The 18,584-nt window shown below is 63.6% G+C and carries 11 protein-coding genes; 1 reads left to right on the top strand and 10 read right to left on the bottom strand.

What is annotated here, in order from left to right:
- The gene (locus D8W71_RS02530) at positions 1 to 1,545 is read left to right on the top strand and encodes an acyl-CoA carboxylase subunit beta (RefSeq protein WP_121110732.1); all 1,545 of its coding nucleotides are present in this window, start codon (positions 1 to 3) and stop codon (positions 1,543 to 1,545) included.
- 132 nt (positions 1,546 to 1,677) lie between these two features.
- Here D8W71_RS02530 and D8W71_RS02525 read toward each other — a convergent pair whose 3' ends face one another.
- From D8W71_RS02525 to D8W71_RS02480, 10 genes are all read right to left on the bottom strand, one after another.
- Positions 1,678 to 2,628: a hypothetical protein gene (locus D8W71_RS02525; protein WP_121110730.1), complete on the bottom strand. Its 951-nt coding sequence runs from the start codon at positions 2,626 to 2,628 to the stop codon at positions 1,678 to 1,680.
- Positions 2,629 to 3,062: 434 nt separating this feature from the next.
- Positions 3,063 to 3,815 carry an ABC transporter permease gene (locus D8W71_RS02520; RefSeq protein ID WP_121110728.1) on the bottom strand — a complete coding sequence of 251 codons (753 nt, stop codon included), beginning with the start codon at positions 3,813 to 3,815 and terminating at the stop codon, positions 3,063 to 3,065.
- Positions 3,812 to 4,558 carry an ABC transporter permease gene (locus D8W71_RS02515; RefSeq protein WP_121110726.1) on the bottom strand — a complete coding sequence of 249 codons (747 nt, stop codon included), beginning with the start codon at positions 4,556 to 4,558 and terminating at the stop codon, positions 3,812 to 3,814. The genes D8W71_RS02520 and D8W71_RS02515 overlap by 4 nt, the downstream gene beginning before the upstream one ends.
- The gene (locus tag D8W71_RS02510) at positions 4,555 to 5,457 is read right to left on the bottom strand and encodes an ABC transporter ATP-binding protein (protein ID WP_121110724.1); all 903 of its coding nucleotides are present in this window, start codon (positions 5,455 to 5,457) and stop codon (positions 4,555 to 4,557) included. Before D8W71_RS02510 ends, D8W71_RS02515 begins: the two co-directional genes overlap by 4 nt.
- 237 nt (positions 5,458 to 5,694) lie before the next feature.
- Positions 5,695 to 9,000, bottom strand: a complete 3,306-nt coding sequence (locus D8W71_RS02505) for an arabinosyltransferase domain-containing protein (RefSeq protein ID WP_121110722.1) — start codon at positions 8,998 to 9,000, stop codon at positions 5,695 to 5,697.
- Between the two features lie 104 nt (positions 9,001 to 9,104).
- Positions 9,105 to 12,317 (bottom strand): arabinosyltransferase domain-containing protein, encoded by a 3,213-nt coding sequence (locus D8W71_RS02500; RefSeq protein WP_121110720.1) that lies wholly within the window; start codon positions 12,315 to 12,317, stop codon positions 9,105 to 9,107.
- Between the two features lie 149 nt (positions 12,318 to 12,466).
- Positions 12,467 to 14,245, bottom strand: coding sequence for a glycosyl transferase (locus D8W71_RS02495; protein ID WP_121110718.1), 1,779 nt, complete (start codon positions 14,243 to 14,245; stop codon positions 12,467 to 12,469).
- 35 nt (positions 14,246 to 14,280) lie between these two features.
- Positions 14,281 to 16,341 carry a galactan 5-O-arabinofuranosyltransferase gene (locus D8W71_RS02490; RefSeq protein WP_121110716.1) on the bottom strand — a complete coding sequence of 687 codons (2,061 nt, stop codon included), beginning with the start codon at positions 16,339 to 16,341 and terminating at the stop codon, positions 14,281 to 14,283.
- Complete coding sequence (locus D8W71_RS02485) at positions 16,342 to 17,106, bottom strand: decaprenylphospho-beta-D-erythro-pentofuranosid-2-ulose 2-reductase (protein WP_121110714.1); 765 nt, start codon at positions 17,104 to 17,106, stop codon at positions 16,342 to 16,344.
- Entirely contained in the window at positions 17,103 to 18,554 is a 1,452-nt protein-coding gene (locus D8W71_RS02480; RefSeq protein ID WP_121110712.1) for an FAD-binding oxidoreductase, read from the bottom strand. The genes D8W71_RS02485 and D8W71_RS02480 overlap by 4 nt, the downstream gene beginning before the upstream one ends.
- Positions 18,555 to 18,584 lie beyond the last annotated feature (30 nt).

Here is an 18,584-nt window from a genome sequence, read left to right as displayed (position 1 = left end):
TTGACTGGTACTACCGCCGAAAAGTTGGCCGACCTGCGGGCCAACCTCGAACTTGCCAGGGAACCGGCAGGTGAGATCGGCGTCGCCAAGCGCGCCAAGAAGGGCATTCCGAGCGCACGCCAACGCATCGACATGCTGCTCGATCCGGGTAGCTTCATCGAGATCGGTGCGTTGGTGAAAGCTCCCAACGATCCGACTGCGCTGTACTCGGACGGCGTGGTGACCGGCCACGGCACTGTGGACGGGCGTCCGGTCGCGGTGTTCTCGCATGATCAGACTGTCTTCGGCGGAACCGTCGGTGAGATGTTCGGTCGCAAGGTCGCAGGCCTGATGGATTTCGCGATCAAGGTCGGCTGCCCGGTCATCGGCATCAACGATTCCGGTGGTGCGCGTGTCCAGGACGCGGTGACGTCGCTCGCCTGGTACGCCGAGCTCGGACGCCGGCATGAGCCGCTGTCGGGGTTCTGTCCGCAGATTTCGGTGATTCTGGGTAAGTGCGCCGGCGGTGCTGTCTACGCACCGATCAACACCGACATCGTGGTCGCCACCGAAGAGGCGTACATGTTCGTCACCGGGCCGGACATCATCAAGTCCGTCACCGGAGAGGACGTCAGCCTCGACGAACTCGGCAGCGCACGCAAGCAGGCCGAGTACGGCAACGTGCACCACGTCGCAGTCGACGAGAAGGCAGCGTTCGACTGGGTTCGAAACTACTTGAGCTACATGCCGTCGAGCTGCCAGGAGGATCCTCCGGTAGTCAACCCGGGCCTTGAGCCCGAGATAACCGAGTCGGATCTGTTGCTGGACAAGGTCATGCCCGACGCCGACAACGCCGGTTACGACATGCACGAGATCATTCTGCGACTGTTCGACGACGGTGAATTCCTCGAACTGTCCACCGGCATTGCCCCCAACGTCATCACCGGGCTGACCCGTGTCGACGGCAAGTCCGTCGGGGTCGTCGCGAATCAGCCGATGTTCCTGTCGGGCGCACTCGACGCCGACAGCGCCGATAAGGCTGCTCGCTTCATCCGCATCTGCGACGCGTTCAACATTCCGTTGGTGTTCCTCGTCGACACTCCAGGCTTCCTCCCCGGCGTCGATCAGGAGAAGGTCGGCGTGATCAAGCGCGGTGGCCGATTCCTGTTCTCGTACATCGAGGCTTCGGTGCCCAAGGTCACCGTCGTCGTCCGCAAGGCTTACGGTGGCGGCTACGCGGTCATGGGTTGCAAGCAGCTCGGTGCAGACATCAACTTCGCCTGGCCCACAGCACGTATCGCCGTCATGGGCGCCGAAGGTGCCGTCAACATCATCGGCCGCAAGCAAATGGCAGCGGCGGGCGACAACGCCCCCGCGGTTCGTCAGCAACTCATCAACTTCTACAACGAGCACGTCGCAACCCCCTGGGTCGCCGCCGAGCGCGGATACATCGACGCGGTCATCGAGCCGTCGAGCACTCGCCTCGAACTCCGCAAGGCGCTGAAGTTGCTGAAGGACAAAGAGGTCTTCAAGAACCCTCGGAAGCATCACCTGTTTCCGATTTAGCAGGCCCTTAATCGCTTGAATGGTCCATTCATACGGTCAGATGGTGTGTGGGTGACATTCAAGCGGTGGGCGGTTGGTTCGGCGATCGCTTGAATGGTCCTTTCATACGGTCAGATGGCTTGTGGGTGACATTCAAGCGGACCCGAGATGCAAGTTCGGCCGCGGGCGAGCGAGCGCACGTTCGTATCCGGCCGTCAAGTCCGCTATCACGCCCGTCGGATCGTCACGGATCTGCGACGGTAGGTGCGAGATCATTATTGCTCCGGCCTTTTCCATGGCCGCTCTCTTTGCCATGGTCGCGGCGTGATCGGCGGGGCTCAGGTGGTGCGCCAACGAATCGATCTGCCATCCAAGCCCGACGACGTCGATCCACCCGTCGGGAATGCAGATAAGCTCCCCGTCAGGGTCGTATACGGGTACGTTGTGGACCATCTTCGGCAGATCCGTTGTTGCATAAAGCTTCTGGGCCTGAGCTTCTGCGACGGAGTGGGCGTCGTCGGCGAGATCGCGCAGAGCCAAGCGTGCGACGGCCCCGTACTGCCTCGGACCTTCTGCGAATTCGCGTACGAGTTCGTCGAGATCGACGGATCCGCGCTGAATCGCCTGGGCGAAGAGGTGGATGCACTTGCTGGTCGTGTGCATCGACCGCGCGGCGTCTGCGAGTGCGCGGGGCAAAGGTGCCACCCGCAACTGCCCCCTCGTTTGAGCTTCCGGCATACGCGTAGTCCGCTCGACGCGAACGAATGAGGTAGATGTTCGACGCAAGGTCGACGGAACAAGGATGTGCACGTCACTCCCGACCCGGTCGAAGCCGTGTCGATGGACTGCGGCGCCACCCGTCAGAACACTCTGCTCGCCTCCGTACAGAAGAGCCGCCGTCTGTTGCTGCAACGCGGACGGACTGCCGTTCTGGAGTAATACGATTCCCGGAAGTATTCGACGCCACTTGCCGTCGTCGGCGGTCCGGGCCGTGATGGATCCGTCCGAAACGCCGCACTGGCGCAATGCCTGACGAGTGATCACTCCGTTCACCGAGGCACCATCCAGTATCTCTCGCTCGGTTGCCCATGCACCACGTTTCATGAGGGCACAGTGCCATGCTCAGGACACACGGAGATCCGTCCGACCAGCGACAACCTCATGCCTGTGGATGAACGCGTGCGATGTGGACAAGTCCCGAAATGGTGGCGCCTCGCGTCGAGACGTGTCGGTGCCGAATGCTATCGGCTGAGTCGCCCACTGGGTGACTGCGCAACTCGGTGACTGGGTGACTGGGTACGCCCGACGATCCGACCGCCGACCGCCGACCGCCGACCGCCGACCGCTTGAATGTCACCTACACGCCATCTGTCCGTATGGATGGACCATTCAAGCGATCACCGAACCGACCGCTTGAATGTCACCTACACGCCATCTGTCCGTATGGATGGACCATTCAAGCGATCACCGAACCGACCGCCGACCGCCTGAATGTCACCTACACGCCATCTGTCCGTATGAATGGACCATTCAAGCGATCAGGCGTGCACGTCTCGGCTATCCAGAACTCTGCTCGACACGAGAACTGCAGCGACCGTGAGGATTGCGGACGAGGCCAAGACTGATACTGCTGATCCAGTGGTGAACGCGCCGCTGTCACCGAAGGTACCCGTCGCGAGTTGTGTTGCGCGCGAGGCCAACGCGTAGGGGAGGACGAAGATCGCTCCGCCCATTTCGGCAGTGAGCAAGAAGACCGATAGCCCAGCTCCCACGAGTGCGACGGCGATCGGTACCGCGAACGACCGGATCACCATCGACAATCCGGACTGCAGTGCAGCGAGCGGAATCGACGACGTGACGATCAGAGCACTCGCCGTCCACAACGGCCCAGGGAGGGTTCCGCTCAACCCGAACACCACCTTGCCCGTCACTATCACCGCAACGAGCATTACGACGTGCATCGACGCCGCGACTAATGCGACGACGGAGGTCTTCGCGACCACGATTCGCGCGGAGGGTACGGGCCCGCCCATCAACGCGTTCCAGTTGCCACTGCGGTGCTCGGCTTTCCACGCCAAAGACGCGAGAATTGCCACGCCGAGCGCAAGCGGGAAAAGACCGTAGAACACCACCGTCCGCAACCATAGTGTGTACCAGCCGTTCTGGAGCTCCTCGCCGGAGAGGACGGTGTTGAACGTTCCTACCCCGACGATCGATATCGGTAGGAGGAACACGACGAGCAGGCTTTGCGACCGCCTGAGTTTGATCATCTCTGCCGCAATCGAATTCATGCCAGGATCTCCTGTCGGTCGAATCGAGCGGTCGCGAGCGAGAACACTGCGGCTCCGACGACTCCCAGGGCGAGGATGCTCACGTACGACGGAGTCAGGGTGACTACATGCTCGCCCTGGTAATCGGCGGCCGACGCGAGCGAGTAGTAGCCCCAGGGGGTGAGGTGCGCGAGAAGAGACGGAAATCCGGACGCGCAGATCGCAACAACGGTGCCCAGTATGCCGAGTCCCATTGCGACGAGCTGATTGTCCACCCGCACCGAAACAACGAGGTGCACGGCGAGGACCACAAGGTTGGTGGTCACCACCGCTGCGGTGTATCCGAACCACAACCCAGCCGGGAATGGTTCCGCGATGCTGAGAAGGGCGCCCAGGATCACTGCAGCGATACTCGCCGCGACAGTGGAGAGGGCGACGACGAATCCACTCGACACGAGTTTCGCGCGAATCAGGAGGCCGGTCTCGATGCCGGTCGTCCGGTTGAGCAACCATCCGTTGCCCTGGTGCTCCATTTCGATTGTCCGGCTTGCAATCACCGCGATGAGGAGCGGCGAGACGATGGGGAATGCGAGTGAAAGGCTTGCCAGTGGGAGCGCCCAGGACACGGCCGTCGAGTCGCTCTCCACCGCAGTGGACATTGCGCCGACGAAAGTGAGGCCGAAGATTGCGGCGATCATCAGCGCTGCGATCAGCCCGATATGCAGACGGCGCAGCTTGGCAAACTCGTTGCGTACGACGTTCACAATTGGCCCCCGCTCGTCAGACTCATGAATATGTCTTCGAGTGACTGTTCGTCGCGTCGGACTCCGTAGACACCGACTCCGGCGCCGACGAGCTCTTCCACCACTCGGGCTGTACTTCGGTCGTCGAGTCCAGAGAGCCGCAGCGTCCCGTCCTCGGTATGCGTCGAAACCTTGTTGTTCAGTACAGAGTTGGCACGTTCTGAATCGATCGTGTCGATCAGAAGATCCGGCGTCGAAGCCGCGAACAGCTGATCGCGAGTGCCTTGGAAGATCAAGCGACCCTGGCTGAGAATGCCGAGGACGTTCGCCGTCTTGTCGATCTCACCGAGGAGGTGCGACGACACCATGACGGTCACACCGCGTTCGGCAAGATGCTTCAGCAGAGTTCGGATCTCCTCGATTCCAGCAGGATCCAGACCGTTGGTCGGTTCATCGAGTACGAGAAGTCGAGGTTCGCGCGCAAGTGCGATGGCGATTCCCAGGCGCTGCTTCATGCCCAGTGAATAGTTCTTGACCTTCTTGTTCAACTGGTCCTGGAGACGAACGGTCGACACTGCGCGCTGAATCTGATCGCCGCGGAGTCCGAGCGAACGTTGCACGATCCGAAGATTTTCTGCTCCGGTGAGGTGGCTGTACCCGGGAGGCGACTCGATCAGGGAACCGATATGCGCGAGCAATTCCCGTCGTGAGGAGGTGTCCATCGGACGGCCGAAGACTTCCACTGCACCGGACGTCGGTCGGACCAGAGAAAGCAGCATCTTCATCGTCGTCGATTTGCCCGACCCGTTGGGACCGAGGAAGCCGTAGACGCAGCCCTCCGGAATGGCAAGGTTCACGCCGTCGACGACGGTACGGCTGTCGTATCGCTTGACGAGGCTGTGGGTTCTGACGATGTCCATGGCCCCGACTTTTCCGCGGATCTACGGCAGAATCATCCGTCCAGAGAACCACTCGGATGTACTACTCGAGAATGACTCTGCGATCCCGACTGGCCGACCGCTTGAATGTCACCCACACGCCATCTGTCCGTATGAATGGACCATTCAAGCGATCACGGCCCGAGCGAGCCGACCGCTTGAATGTCACCCACACGCCATCTGTCCGTATGAATGGACCATTCAAGCGATCACGGGCACCTACTTGTCGAACACCCGCAGGTTCCCCGGCGTCCAGAAGCCGGATCTGGTGACCTCGGACGTTTCGATGGTCGCCGGTACTGCCTCGGGGTAGTACTGCTCGTACCGTTCGAGCGAGCCCCAGTCGCGGGCCCAGTCGAGGTTCAGGTACGTCGGAACCGTGACGGGCTTGGCGAGGAGTTCGCTCCACCCGAGGGGTCCGCCGTTGTCGCCGGCCTGCCAGGTGTCGGTGGAGCTGACAGCAAGCGGGCGGTCGGGGAGGATGCGGTATCCGGGTACTTCGGCGACGCCATACCGGTGGTCGAACGGTCGCTGGCACGGGAACTGCAGTCCGACAGCCCAGTCCAGCAGTACGGGCTGTTCGGTGCCGATCATGTCGTTCAGCTTCTCGAGCTGTGGGACGCGCGGGGGTGTGAACGCGAACCACTGGTCACCGGTGAGGTTGGGGTCGTTTGCGACTATGCGGACGGCATCGGCGTCGTCGGGCAGGTCCGCGATGGGGATGCGGAGGTTGCGCCACGACGGCGCAGGCCCGATGTCGCGAGGCAAGTACGTGCCCTTGACGTCGACGGTTCCGTTGGGCTGGCGTGTCCCGTACTCGACGAGGAGGGACTGGCCGTAGGTCAGCGCGCCGGTGTCGTCGTAGGACAGGATGCGACCGGCGGCGGAGACCACGATGAGTGGTGCGTCGTCGGATCGTTCGGGGAGCGAATACCAGCTCGATGTCGCCGACGCCGGTTCCTGGATACCGGGTTGGTAGGAACCGAGGACCGGGGTGGTGGCGGGGTCGAGCCCGAAGGGAAGGGCTGCGGTGGAACCGTTGACGCCTTGTGCGCCGATGCCGCCTCCGGTACCGGAACTCTGGCCTTCCTCGAAAGCGGGTCCGACGCTTTGCTGGTCCGTATTCCCTTGGCCTGGTTTGACTTCGACGGCGTCCGCGCTGAGGTCGGTGGGGATGCCGTTGGGAGTGAAGTTCGACGGGCTTTCGCCACCGAGCGGGCCGGTCTCGGGGTCGAACTCCGCCGGAATCGGGTTCAGGATTCCTGAGTTCGGATTCGACTCCACCAGAACGTCATTCGCAAGACCGCATGAGTTGCCGGTCAGCGACTGGATATTGGACCGAGCCAGCGAGTAGGCCGGATACTGCGAGACGGCGCCCTTGACGAGCGAGAGGATCTCGAACAGCACCATCAAGCCGGCGATGACGGTCAGCGGTGCGGCCGCAAATTTCTTTATCCGCCTGCCTCGTTCGGTACCAGCGCGAGGTTGCGGCGGCGCGTAGCCCTCACGCAGATACTGCCAGCCGGCCAATGCCAGAGCCGCGGCAAAGAGGATGAGGAAGACGGTGTTCGACTGATTGCCGCTCAAGGACACCGTCTTGTCGAACCACGGCACGCCGTAGCTCGAGACGTACCAGTAGCCGTTGATGCCCGAGAAGGCCAGTGCCAGAACGAACATCAGGCCGGCAAGGAATACCGTGCGATTGCGTCGCGATCGCAGTGCGCTGGCTGAAATCGCCACTGCTGTCAGCGCTGCCAAGCTGCCGGCGATACCCGCGTAAGACCCGAAGTGGTGAGTCCACTTGGTGGGGTTGAACATCATGAAGAAGATGGTTCCGAACACGACACCGATCAGACGCCACGCCGGTCCGTTCGAGATGCCGGGGACGCGCCTGCGGCGAAGCAGAATGAACAGCGTCGAGAACAGGCAGAGCAGCATCACGAGGAACGCGAAACGACGTGCGACGGAACCGTCGACAGTTTGGACGAAGAGGTAGTAGTAGCGCAGGAAGTCCTGGTACCACGCCTCGCTCGGCCCGATAGCGGTTCGAACACGTGTCGATTCGATGACCGTCGCAAAGGTCTGGTCGGCGAAGACAACGACCAGCACCAAGAATCCTGCGGCGGCGAGCGGTGCGAGAAGTGCGAGCGTTCCCACCTGGCGGTGGCGTCGTACGACGATGCGGGCCATCGGCCTCGCCCCGGCCAACAGCGCGGCCACACACATCAGACCCGTGGGAGCCGACGCAAGGGTGAAGGCACCGATCAGGAATGCCGACGCGGCGGGGAGGAGTCTGCCTGTCGCAATCGCTCGCTCGATCGAGCACCACGTCAGCAGCGCGCCGAGGGCGACGATGGGTTCCGGCCGCAACCCGTTGTTGTAGGGCAGCCAGAACGCGAGGAACACCAGACCGCCGGTCCACAGCGCCACGTTCGACTTGCGCACTGCGCGTCCGAGACGGGGGACGACCTCGCGGCTGATGACCATCCAGCACAGAACGCCTGCGATCAGCGCGGGCAGTCTCATCCATGGACTGGCAGTGGACACCTTGGCGAAGACGGCGAGTACGTCGTAATACCAGCCGAAGGGCGCTTCGGGGACTCCGAACCAGCGGAAGTAGTTGGCCATGTAGCCGGAGTGTTCGGCTGCTCGGGCCATTGTCAGGAGGTAGCCGTCGTCCGAGGTGTTCGCGCCGACGAAATGCCAGCCGATCAGAGCGCCGACGACCGTGATGTCGACCCCGGTGAATTTCCACCAGTGCGACGGGAAGAAGCGGCGGTGGCCGCGGCCGTCGATGCCGTCGAGACGCCCCAGCGCACCCATAGCGATGATGGTGCACACGACCGCCAGGATCATGGCGAGCAGCTTGAGGATGGTCGGGCTGGACGAGAAACGTGAGTCGACGTCGATCGTCGCGGACAGTCCGGCAGGGGCCGAGCCCTCGAGGTCGGTGAAGAGGCCGACGATCTGCGGCCGAAGGTCACCGTCGAGACGCCCGGCCCGCGGGTTGCCCTGCTCGTCGTTCAGTCCGACGAATTCGGCGGAGGTGTAGTCGATGTTCGAGGTGATCTCGATGGAGCTGCATCCCTGCACATCCACGCGCGGTGCGGAGGCAACGACGACGTTGCGGTCCAGAACGTCGACCGACGCTTCGCTGACGCGCACGAACAAGCTGTTCAGCGCGGCGCCCTCGCCCTGGGACGGCGCGGTCGCGAGGAGAAGTCCCCCTTGCGGAGGCAGCTGCGCCACGGCGCTGCAGGGGATCGTCGCCGAGAAGTCGATGGGTGCCTGTGAAACCAGCGGCGCGTCGATGTCCTGGATCGTCCCCGATTCGGGCCAGGAGATGGTCGACGTCGTCTGCACGACGGGCAGGAACGGCGTCAGGATCGCCAGGAAGGCGCCCAGAAGGCCGGTGATGATGGCGATCAAGCGTGTCGTACGCACCTGAGATCGCAGATCCACTGTGGAACCCTTCGGCGACGGAGCGGAGGGCACGGCGGATGAATCTGTCACGGCGTCGGGCACGGTTGTCGATGTTATGCGAGCGTGATCGAAACACCGCATTTGCATCGCCCGGAAACCGGGATGAAGCCCGTTTCATCCCGGTCGGTCTCCTCCGGCCTTTGCCCCTATCCCACCCTGATGGGGCCCTCCGTCTCCCATCCGCTGCGAGTAACCGTTCCGACGGTCAGCTCGGCGGGCGTCGCCGACGGATCGAGTGGGATGAATTTCTCGAGCGAACCCCAGTCGCGATCCAAGTCGTTGCGTAGGTAAGTCGGCAGGACCTCTGCCGACAGGACGAGCTGCTGCCACCCGAGGGGACCGCCGCCGAACGCATCCATCACCGGACTGTGTGCGGCTGCGCCACTGCGGTCCGGAAGGATTCGGTACTCGGGTAGTTCGGCGACGCCGTCCTTGTGGTCGAACGGACGCTGGCACGGGAAGCCGAGTGCGACGGTCCAGTCGAGCATCACCGGGACGTCGGGTCCGATGACGTCGACGAGTGGGGTCGTGCGTGGGATACGCGGCGGCGTCACCGCGAGCCACTGGTCGGGCGCGATGTCGGAATCCGTTGCGACCAGCCTGATGCGGTCGACTCCGCTGGGAATGTCGGCCAGCGGGACACGTAGGTTGCGCCACGACGGCTGAGGTCCGATATCGATCGGAGTGATCCGTCCCAGAACCTCGTCGCCAGCTGCGTACTCCACTTCGAGCGGCTCGCCCGACGCGACGATGCCGTCGGAGTCCACCGACCGGATACGGCCGGCTGCGCTGATGGCGAGGAAGTCTCCGTCAGGATCCGCTGGTAGTGAGAACCACTGGGTGGTGAGTGTGGCGGGTTCCGACGTGTCGGCGCCGTAGCTACCGAGGACAGGGGTGCGCGACGGGTCGAGCCCGAACGGGAGTGCGACCGAGCTTCCGTTGATGCCCGTCGCCTCTGTCGTGCCGCCTTCGGTGCCCGACGATCCAGCCGACGTCGGTGACTGCTGTTCGGAGTCCGACTCCTCGGTGGACCCGCGGGTGCTCTCCTGCGAGACGTCCTCGGCGTCGGCGGTGAGGTCGTTGGCAATACCGTCCGGCGCGAAGCCGACAGTGTCGGGCCCGGCGAGAGAATCCGCGACCGAGGAGTCGATCGGTGTCAGCATCGTGGCGTTCGGATCTTGCTCGACAAGGACGTCGTTCGCCTGCGAACACGTGTTTCCGGCCAGTGCGTTCAGGTTCGAGCGAGCCACCGAGTACGCGGGGTATTGCGCGACGGCGCCCTTGACGAACGACGCCAGCTCGAACAGCACGACGAACGCTGCCATGACCGTCAGGGCCGACACACCGAAGCGCGCAGATTTGACGGAGGTTCGGTACGGCGCGCGGAGATGCTGCCATCCGGCGTACAGCAGAGCGAGGACGGTGAGCCCGAGGAAGATCGTCGAGAAGCCCTTGCCGAGGATCATCGGAGGCTTGTCGAACCATGGAACCCCGTAGGCCGAGACGTACCACCAGCCGTTGGATCCGGTGAACGCGAGCGCGGTCAGGAACAGCACCGCTGCCGTGAAGAGTGTGCGGTTGCGGGCGTTGTCCCGCGTGGCCGACGCGACGGCGATCGCGGCAACGGCTGCCAGTGACGCGGCCAGGCCCACGTAGACGCCGAAGTGGTGTGTCCACTTGGTCGGGGTGAACATCATCAGGGCGAGGGCACCGATCACGATGCCGACGATGCGTCGCGACGGCCCGACCGCGACCCCGGGAATGCGGCCGCCCCGGCGCAGCATCACGACGATCGTGACGATCACACAGAGCAGCATCGCGAACACTGCGAAGCGGCGGGCAAGGGAACCGTCGGGAGTGATCTCCATGAGCGAATCCCACCGGGCTCGCTCGTTGAACCAGGCGACGTTGGGGCCGACAGCAGCGCGTGCGCGCGTCGCTTCCAACACCGTGGACAGAGTTTGATCAGCGAACACCGCGGCGACGATTACTACCCCCGACGCGAGGATGGGCAGCGTTACCGGAAGCCATCCGACAAGGCGAGCACGCGCGATGAGAACTCGGACGAGCGGTCTACCACCCGCGAGCAGCGCCGCTACGCAAATGAGACCGGTAGGCCCAGCAGCCAGTGAGAACGCCGCGATGAGCACCGCGATCGCAGCCGGGAGCAGCCGTCCCGTCGCGATGGCTCGTTCGATCGAGCACCAGGTAAGAAGTGCACCCAGCGCGATGACGGGCTCGGGGCGCAGACCGTTGTCGTAGGGGAGCCAGAACGCGAGGAACACCAACCCCGCAGTCCAGATCGCCACCTTGTCCGAACGCACCGCGCGTCCGAGACGGGGAATCACCTCGCGGCTGATCACCGCCCAACAGAGCAGACCGGCGATCAATGCAGGCAATCGCATCCACGGACTGGCCGTCGAGATCTTCGCGAATGCCGCGAGCATGTCGTAGTACGGCATCCCGAACGGTGCTTCGGGGACGCCGAACCAGCGGTAGTAGTTGGCCATGTAACCCGCGTGTTCGGACACGCGAGCCATGGTGAGGAGGTATCCGTCGTCGGATGTGTTGGCGCCGATGAAGTGCCACACGACCAGAACACCGACAACGACCCCGTCGACGACGGTGACGCGCAACCAATGGGACGGGAAGAACCGGCGTCCGCGCCTGCCGTCGAACATATCGAGGCGGTGCAGGGCGACGAGCGACATGATCGTGAAGATCACTGCAGCGGCCATCGCGAGTTTCTTGAGGATCGTCGGGGTCGACGAGAAACGAGAATCGATCTGGACGTCGACGCTCAGACCGGCGGGAGCAGATCCCTGCAGTTCGCTGAAGACGCCGACGGTCTGAGGGCGGAAGTCGCCGTCGATCGCACCTTCGACGTCGGTGCCGGGCGCCGACGCAGTGGTGCCGGTGTCCGTGGAGCTGATCTCCACCGAGGTGCAGGACGCCAACTCTGCGTTGCTCAATGACAGCAGGAGGCGTTCGCGCAGCACCGCCTGGAGGCCGCCGTCGGTACGGGTGACCACGAGGCCGACGCCCTGCGCGTCAGGGGCGCCGGGCGCGGTGGTGGACAGGATCAGAGTGTCCGGCGCCGCATCTGCGATCGCGGCGCACGGGATCGATGCGTTCAACGACAGAGGGGAGTACGAGATGAGCGGCGCTTCGACCGACGTCAGTGAGCCGTTCTGCGGCCAACTGATCGACGCCGAGTCCTGGGTGACCGGCAGCAGCGGCGTCAGGATGGCAGCAAGCACGGCGATCACGCCGGAAACGACGGCGACGACTCCTGCCGAGATGCGTGACGCGGGTTTTCCGGAAGACGGTTTCGGTGCGGTGGCTGCGGCGGTGGACACGCTTGTCGATGCTAGGGGATGCGGCTGTGGTGCGGCTTCGCCGCCCGTGCGCGAAAAAGCACCGCGGGACGTTACTACGCGCTCACGATCGATGACCTGCTCGTGCGTGGGTAGTTACGTCGGGCAGTCACTACCCACGCACAGGGGGACTAGCGCACATCCCAAATCCACACTCCGTCGTGATACTCGGCCCCGAAGCCGAGCAAGCGATCGACAGTGCTTCTCAACGCCACGGTGCTACGACCGGGTTGGAGGACGACGACGTCGGCGCCCCAGAATTCTAGGTCCGCTCGGGCGTCGGCTTGTTGCTGCTGGGTGATGTCGGGGACCGTGCCGGAATTGCGCACGGACCCGAGCAACAGCGCTGTCGGCCGGTCGACCGCGCCGTACTTGGCCTTCTTCTCCACCGTGTCACTCGGGCCGACGAAGTAGCCGCCCGCCAGAGGAAAGCCCATGCCCGCGTCGATCTGCCAGCCCAGCGGCCGCGCATCCTCCGGACGCGGCAACGGCACGGTGACGACGGATCCGTCGTCGACGTAGTTCTTCCACTCGCCGCTGGAGAAGAACTGCGGTGTCGGCGTCCGCTCGACGGTCTGCAGCGGCGTCGGAAGCAGCGGGACGAGCGCCAATGCCAGCGCGATCGACCAGGCCGCTGGAATCGGACGCAGACCGTTCTTGAAGGCCTTGTCGGTCGCCAGCACCAGGAGCAGGGCCAGGGCGGGTACCGCAGCGAGCGCGAACCGGGTCTCGAGTACGGACTCGACGAGTGGTTTGTCGGCGATCCATTCCCACGGAAGCTCGAATTCGGTGTCGCTCTTGCCGATGATCAGAACGGACCCGAGCGACACGACGCCGACGGCTACCGCTGTCGCCGCTGCAGCTCGCGCGCTTGCAACCCGCCACAACCACACCGCCGCGACGAGACCGAGCACGAGCAGCGGCCATCCGAAGTAGGCGTTTTCCTCCGTGGCGTTGATGCGCACGTTCTGGCCGGGCGTGAACACGCCGCCGATGGATTGCGTCGGAAACTGCGTGAGAGCTTTGGCGTCGTTCCCCATGGCTCCGTGCTCGAGGAACGAGTAGCTCTGCGGTCCGAAGAACTGCCAGTACAGCGGAAATGCGACGAGTACGAGCGCCAGGACGGCTGCGAGCGGAAGGCTCTTCCAAGAGTTCTTGACGGCTGGCCAGAGTCGCCGCGGCGCACCGATGTAGTAGACGACCGCGAATATCCCGAACGCGATGGCGAAGATGAGCAGCGGTTCCTCGCCGAGCATGATCTGCAGAGCGACCACGAGACCGAGTGCGACGGTCTTCCTGACGGTCGGGCCAGTGTTCGCGATGGAGACGACCAGAGCGACGATGACCGGAAGCAGGAACAGCACGACGAAGTTCGGGTGACCGTTGGCGTGCGAGATCATCCCTGGTGCGAAGCCGCACAGGGCACCTCCGAGAGCGGATGCTCCGCGCGAGGCTCCGACCGTGCGCGAGAAGAGCCAGTACCAGGCGTAGGCGGTGCCGGCGAGACCGAGTGTCAACGCGATTGCCCAGGTGACGGTTGGTCCGAACAACAGTGTGATCGGCGCAAGCGGAATCGAGAGGCCGAACATAGCGGTGTTCGCCATCAGGTTCACACCGAGCGGAAAGTTCTGCAGGTCGCTGAGTAACGGGTTCTCGAGATGGAACACCGAGTGTGCGGCGTCGGCGAAGAACCATTCCCACATGGCCTGGTCCTGGCCACTGTTGTAGAGGTAGCCGCTCCCGAGGTTCCGCCACTGCCCCTGTAGGACGAACAGGGCGACGAGGGTGAAGGCCGAGGCTGCCGATGCGTCGGCTCGGTTGACCGTGCGTACGCGTGTGGCGAGCGCCCCAATTTTCGACGATGGGGCCGTCCCCGGCTGTTCGAGAACAGTCTGGTCGGTGGTAATCATCGGGTTGAACGTTACGTGAACGTTATGTGATTTGCCTATGTGGTGCGCGTGACCAGGGCAAACGGACCGATATCGGTGACCTTGAACCTAGGATCCTCGAACAACGCCTCGTCGAAGGTGACGGTGTAGCGGCGTACGTTCGGATCGTTCGGGTAGACGTCCTCGGCCAATCTCAGGGTGTATCCGTCGGTACCGCGGCGGAACAAGAAGGCATCGGGTGCGGGCCACTCGCTGCTGTCGAGCGCTTCGACCAACTCGTCGGGGGTCTCGGCGGTCGTCCACTCTTCGATGGCCGCCGCGCGCCGGTCGAACTGTGCAAGCGGGTTTGCGTAGTGCGAGGTCAAACCCTGGAACCCGAAGTACGGGTAATAACTGAGAAACGACGTGTCAGCAGTGAGCACGATCGTCTCGTCGCGAGGTCTTCCGAGTTGCTCGGTGATCGCTCGGTCGACGTCGCCGTAGTAGGAGACAGCACTGGGTGGGCGCTTGTCGGCGCGTACCCCGTCCCCGTCGGTGTCCGAGTATGCGACGGTGATCTCCGTCTGCAGCACCTGCGGAATGTTCTGAGCGAACGCCAGTGCACCGACGGTGGCTACTACGACTGCCGCGATCTTGAACCTGGCGGGCTCGTTTATCGCCTGATAGATCGCTCGGCTGCCCTCGACGAACCCGAAAACCCCTGCAGCGCCCAATAATACGATCAACACCGCTTCGAGCCTGAAGCTCAGCAGGGTGGTGCCCGCAGCGGCAGCCGCCATGGACAGCAGGGTCCACAGATATACGGCGACGACGCCTATCCCGAGTGCCTGCGCTCGCCTCGACGTCGCTCCTCGCACCGCGAGCCACAGCGTGCCCACCATGCACAGCGCACCGAGCAGCGAGAACTCGAGCATCGGGAACGGCAGTTCGGCTCCCGATTCGGGCAGGTAATGCAGTGCAGTCCCCGACGTCGACGGGGTGCCTGCAAGCGCATCGATCAGGTAGGGAAACCAGACGGTTAGTGCGATGAGACCCGAGATCGCAGCAATAGCGACGAGCCTGAGTGCAATGGGAATCGCTGCGCGCCAAGTCTTTTCGCTGCGAACCGCAAGGAATACCGATACGACGGCCATGAGAGTGATCGCGAACGCTGCCATGCCCAGATAGAGGGTGTAGAACGTCGCAGCAAGTCCGAGGAACAGGCCGGTTCCGATGACCGCGCCCCAGCCCCAGGTTCCGACTCCGGACCGGTGGTCGGCCGGAGCCCCTGATCGCTCGGCGGCCGGAGCCCCTGATCGCTTGAATGGCCCATTCATACGATCAGATGGCTTCGATGGTCCATCGACGCGGTCGGCGGCCGGAGCCCCTGATCGCTCGAATGGTCTATTCATACGATCTGTCAGCGTGGAGGGACCATTCAAGCGAACGTGGGGCCGACTCAGCGCACCCCACGCGAGCAGGAATGCCGGCGCGATGAGCAGTGCGATGACGGCGCTGTAGGCCTCGGGGGACGCGTAGGCGACGACCAAAGCGGTGGTGACGGCGCTGACGGCAACGGCGAGGTCGGTACGAACCAACTGCTTCCAGAGTGTGAACGCCACGACGGCAGTGACGGCCAGGAACCCGATTGCGAAGGGCTTGAACACTTCCCAGCCGTCCATGCCGAGCAGGTTCCCGACGCGTCCGCCGATCCAGAACCACCCTGCTGGGTAGAACGGCGGGATATCCGCGTACGTCATGTCACGCAGTGCAGCCGAGTCGGTCAGGCGCGTCAGGTATTCGGTGCGGAACTCCTGGTCCACCGAAATACCGAACAGGTACAGCTTTGTCGCGGCCAACGGCATGCCGAGGGTGACTGTGACGAAGCCCGACAACCCTGCCCACGACAGTACTTTCGCGAGCCACTCGTACACGCCGCGTCGGTACAGGACGATGGCAACGGCAAGTGCCGCTGCGCAGACGACCTGGCCGAGTGACGTCAGCGCACGAGTGACGTTCGACGAGTTGAACGCCGGCCAGTCGACGAGCGAGAAGGCGTACAGGCCGACAGTCGCAACGATCGCGGCGACGAGTGCGGCTAGTACGCCATCGGCGGCCGTGCCGAGCGCCCGTTTCATCTAGATAGGGAGTTTGCGGAAGATCGGACGCGGGACGTGCCGCAGCGCGATCATCACGAAACGGAACGGGCCGGGAGCCCAGACCAGATCCTTGCCCTTCTGCGACGCGGCCACCGCCAGCTTGGCGATGTCTTCCTTGTCGACAGTCAGTGGGGCTTCCTTGACGTGCGCGCTGAACTTGGTGCGCACCATGCCGGGACGGATCACCGTGACGCGGGGGCCGAACTCGCGCAACGCTTCTCCGAGACCGAGGTAGAAGCCGTCGAGACCCGCCTTGGTGGATCCGTAGACGAAATTGCTGCGACGCACGCGTTCGCCTGCCACCGAGGACATGACGATGATGCGGCCGTAGGCCTGCGCCTTCATCTTCTGGCCCAGCAGAACGCCGACCGAGACGGAGGCGGTGTAGTTGATGTTCGCGGTCAGGACAGCTCGACGCTGGTCCTGCCACAGCTCTTCGGCGTCGAAGTCCACGGCGAACGCCACGATCGCGACGTCGACGTCACCCTTGGACCAGGCGTCGTCGATGACCTTTGCGTGCGAGGCGGTGTCGAGTGCGTCGAAATCGATGACGTCGACGGACTTCGCGCCCTTGGCGGTCAGCTGCGCGACGGCGCTGTCACGAAGGGGATCGTTCGGCAACGCGGCGAGGATGACGCGTGCCGGGGACTTCGACAGGTACTCCTCGGTGATGGCGAGACCGATCTCGCTCGTACCACCGAGAACGAGAATCGTCTGGGGGTTCCCGACGGCATCTATCGTCACAACAGTTCCAACCTTCTGGCCATATCGGAGGCGAAAACGCCTGTGGGGTCGACGGATCGGCGGACCTTGATCCACTCGTCGATCCGCGGGTACATCGAGTGGAAGGTCTCGGCAGTGGTGCGCGAGTCCTTCGCGGTGTACAGGCGTCCGCCGAATTCGAGGACGCGCTTGTCGAGCTCACGCACCATCTCGTTGAGGCCTGCCTTGATGGGGAAGTCCATCGCAACGTTCCAGCCGGCCATCGGAAAGCTCAGTGGCGCTTTGTTTCCGGGACCGAACAGCTTGAACACGTTGAGCGCAGAGTACTGCCCCGAACGCTGAATGAAGCGGATGATGTCCTTGAACTCTTCGAGAGCTTCGGTCGGAACCAGGAACTGGTACTGAAGGAAACCCTTGGGCCCGTAGCCGCGATTCCATTCACCGACGAGGTCGAGGGGGTGGTAGAACTGCGTCAGGTTCTGCACCTTGCCGGTGTAATTCCCGCCCATGCGGTAGTAGGCCTCGCCGATCATGCTCATCGAGAGCTTGTTCAGGCCACTGATCGGGAAGATGTCCGGCACGGTCAACAGCTGCGGGGCGTCGAACTTCAGCGGATCCTTCTGCAGTTTCGCAGGAAGCTCGTCGAACTTCGCCAGCGAGCCACGGGTAATGGTGGCCCGGCCGAGCTTGGGCGGGCCGCTCATGACGTCGAACCACGCGCTCGAGTACGTGTAGTTGTCCTCGGTGCCGTCCTGATGCGCCGCGACGGTCTCGTCGAGCGATTCGGTGCGGATGCCATCGTTGATGAAGTAGGCCGACTCGGTCGGCGTCATCTCGATGGTGGCCCGCAGAATGATGCCGGTCAGACCGTTGCCGCCGACCGTTGCCCAGAACAGCTTGGCATTCTTGCCCGACGGAGTCAGGTGCCGGATCTGGCCGTCGGCGGTGAGCAGTTCCATCGACCGGATGTGGTTGCCGAAGCTTCCGGCGCTGTGATGGTTCTTACCGTGGATGTCGCATCCGATAGCACCGCCGATGGTGACCTGACGCGTACCCGGCAGCACCGGAACCCACAGTCCGAACGGAAGAGCAGCCCGCATCAACTGGTCCAGGCTGACGCCGCCGTCCAGATCGACGATGCGTGTTCCCGCGTCGATGCTGTAGATGCGGTTGAGTGCCGTCATATCGATGACGAGGCCGCCGGAGTTCTGCGCGTTGTCTCCGTACGAGCGTCCCAGTCCGCGCGCGATGACTCCGCGCTGCAGGTAGGACGGCTTGCTGTCGTTCTGCTCGGCGACCTGCTTCACCGCGTTCGCAATGAGCTCGGGATCGGAGGTCGAGAGCACCTCACCCGTCGAAGGCGCGGTGCGCCCGAAACCGGAGATCGTGCGGGTCTGCGTGGGTAGCGGCGCAGTGTTCCGTGCCTGTGGTTCCAGGGGGAAGAGTGCGTCGTCGGCTGTCGTGGACATCGGTCTAGAGGGTACCCGCTCCCTACGACG

The sequence above is a fragment of the Rhodococcus sp. P1Y genome, from assembly GCF_003641205.1.
Lineage (GTDB): Bacteria > Actinomycetota > Actinomycetes > Mycobacteriales > Mycobacteriaceae > Rhodococcoides.
This window is presented reverse-complemented; position numbering and strand designations above follow the sequence as displayed.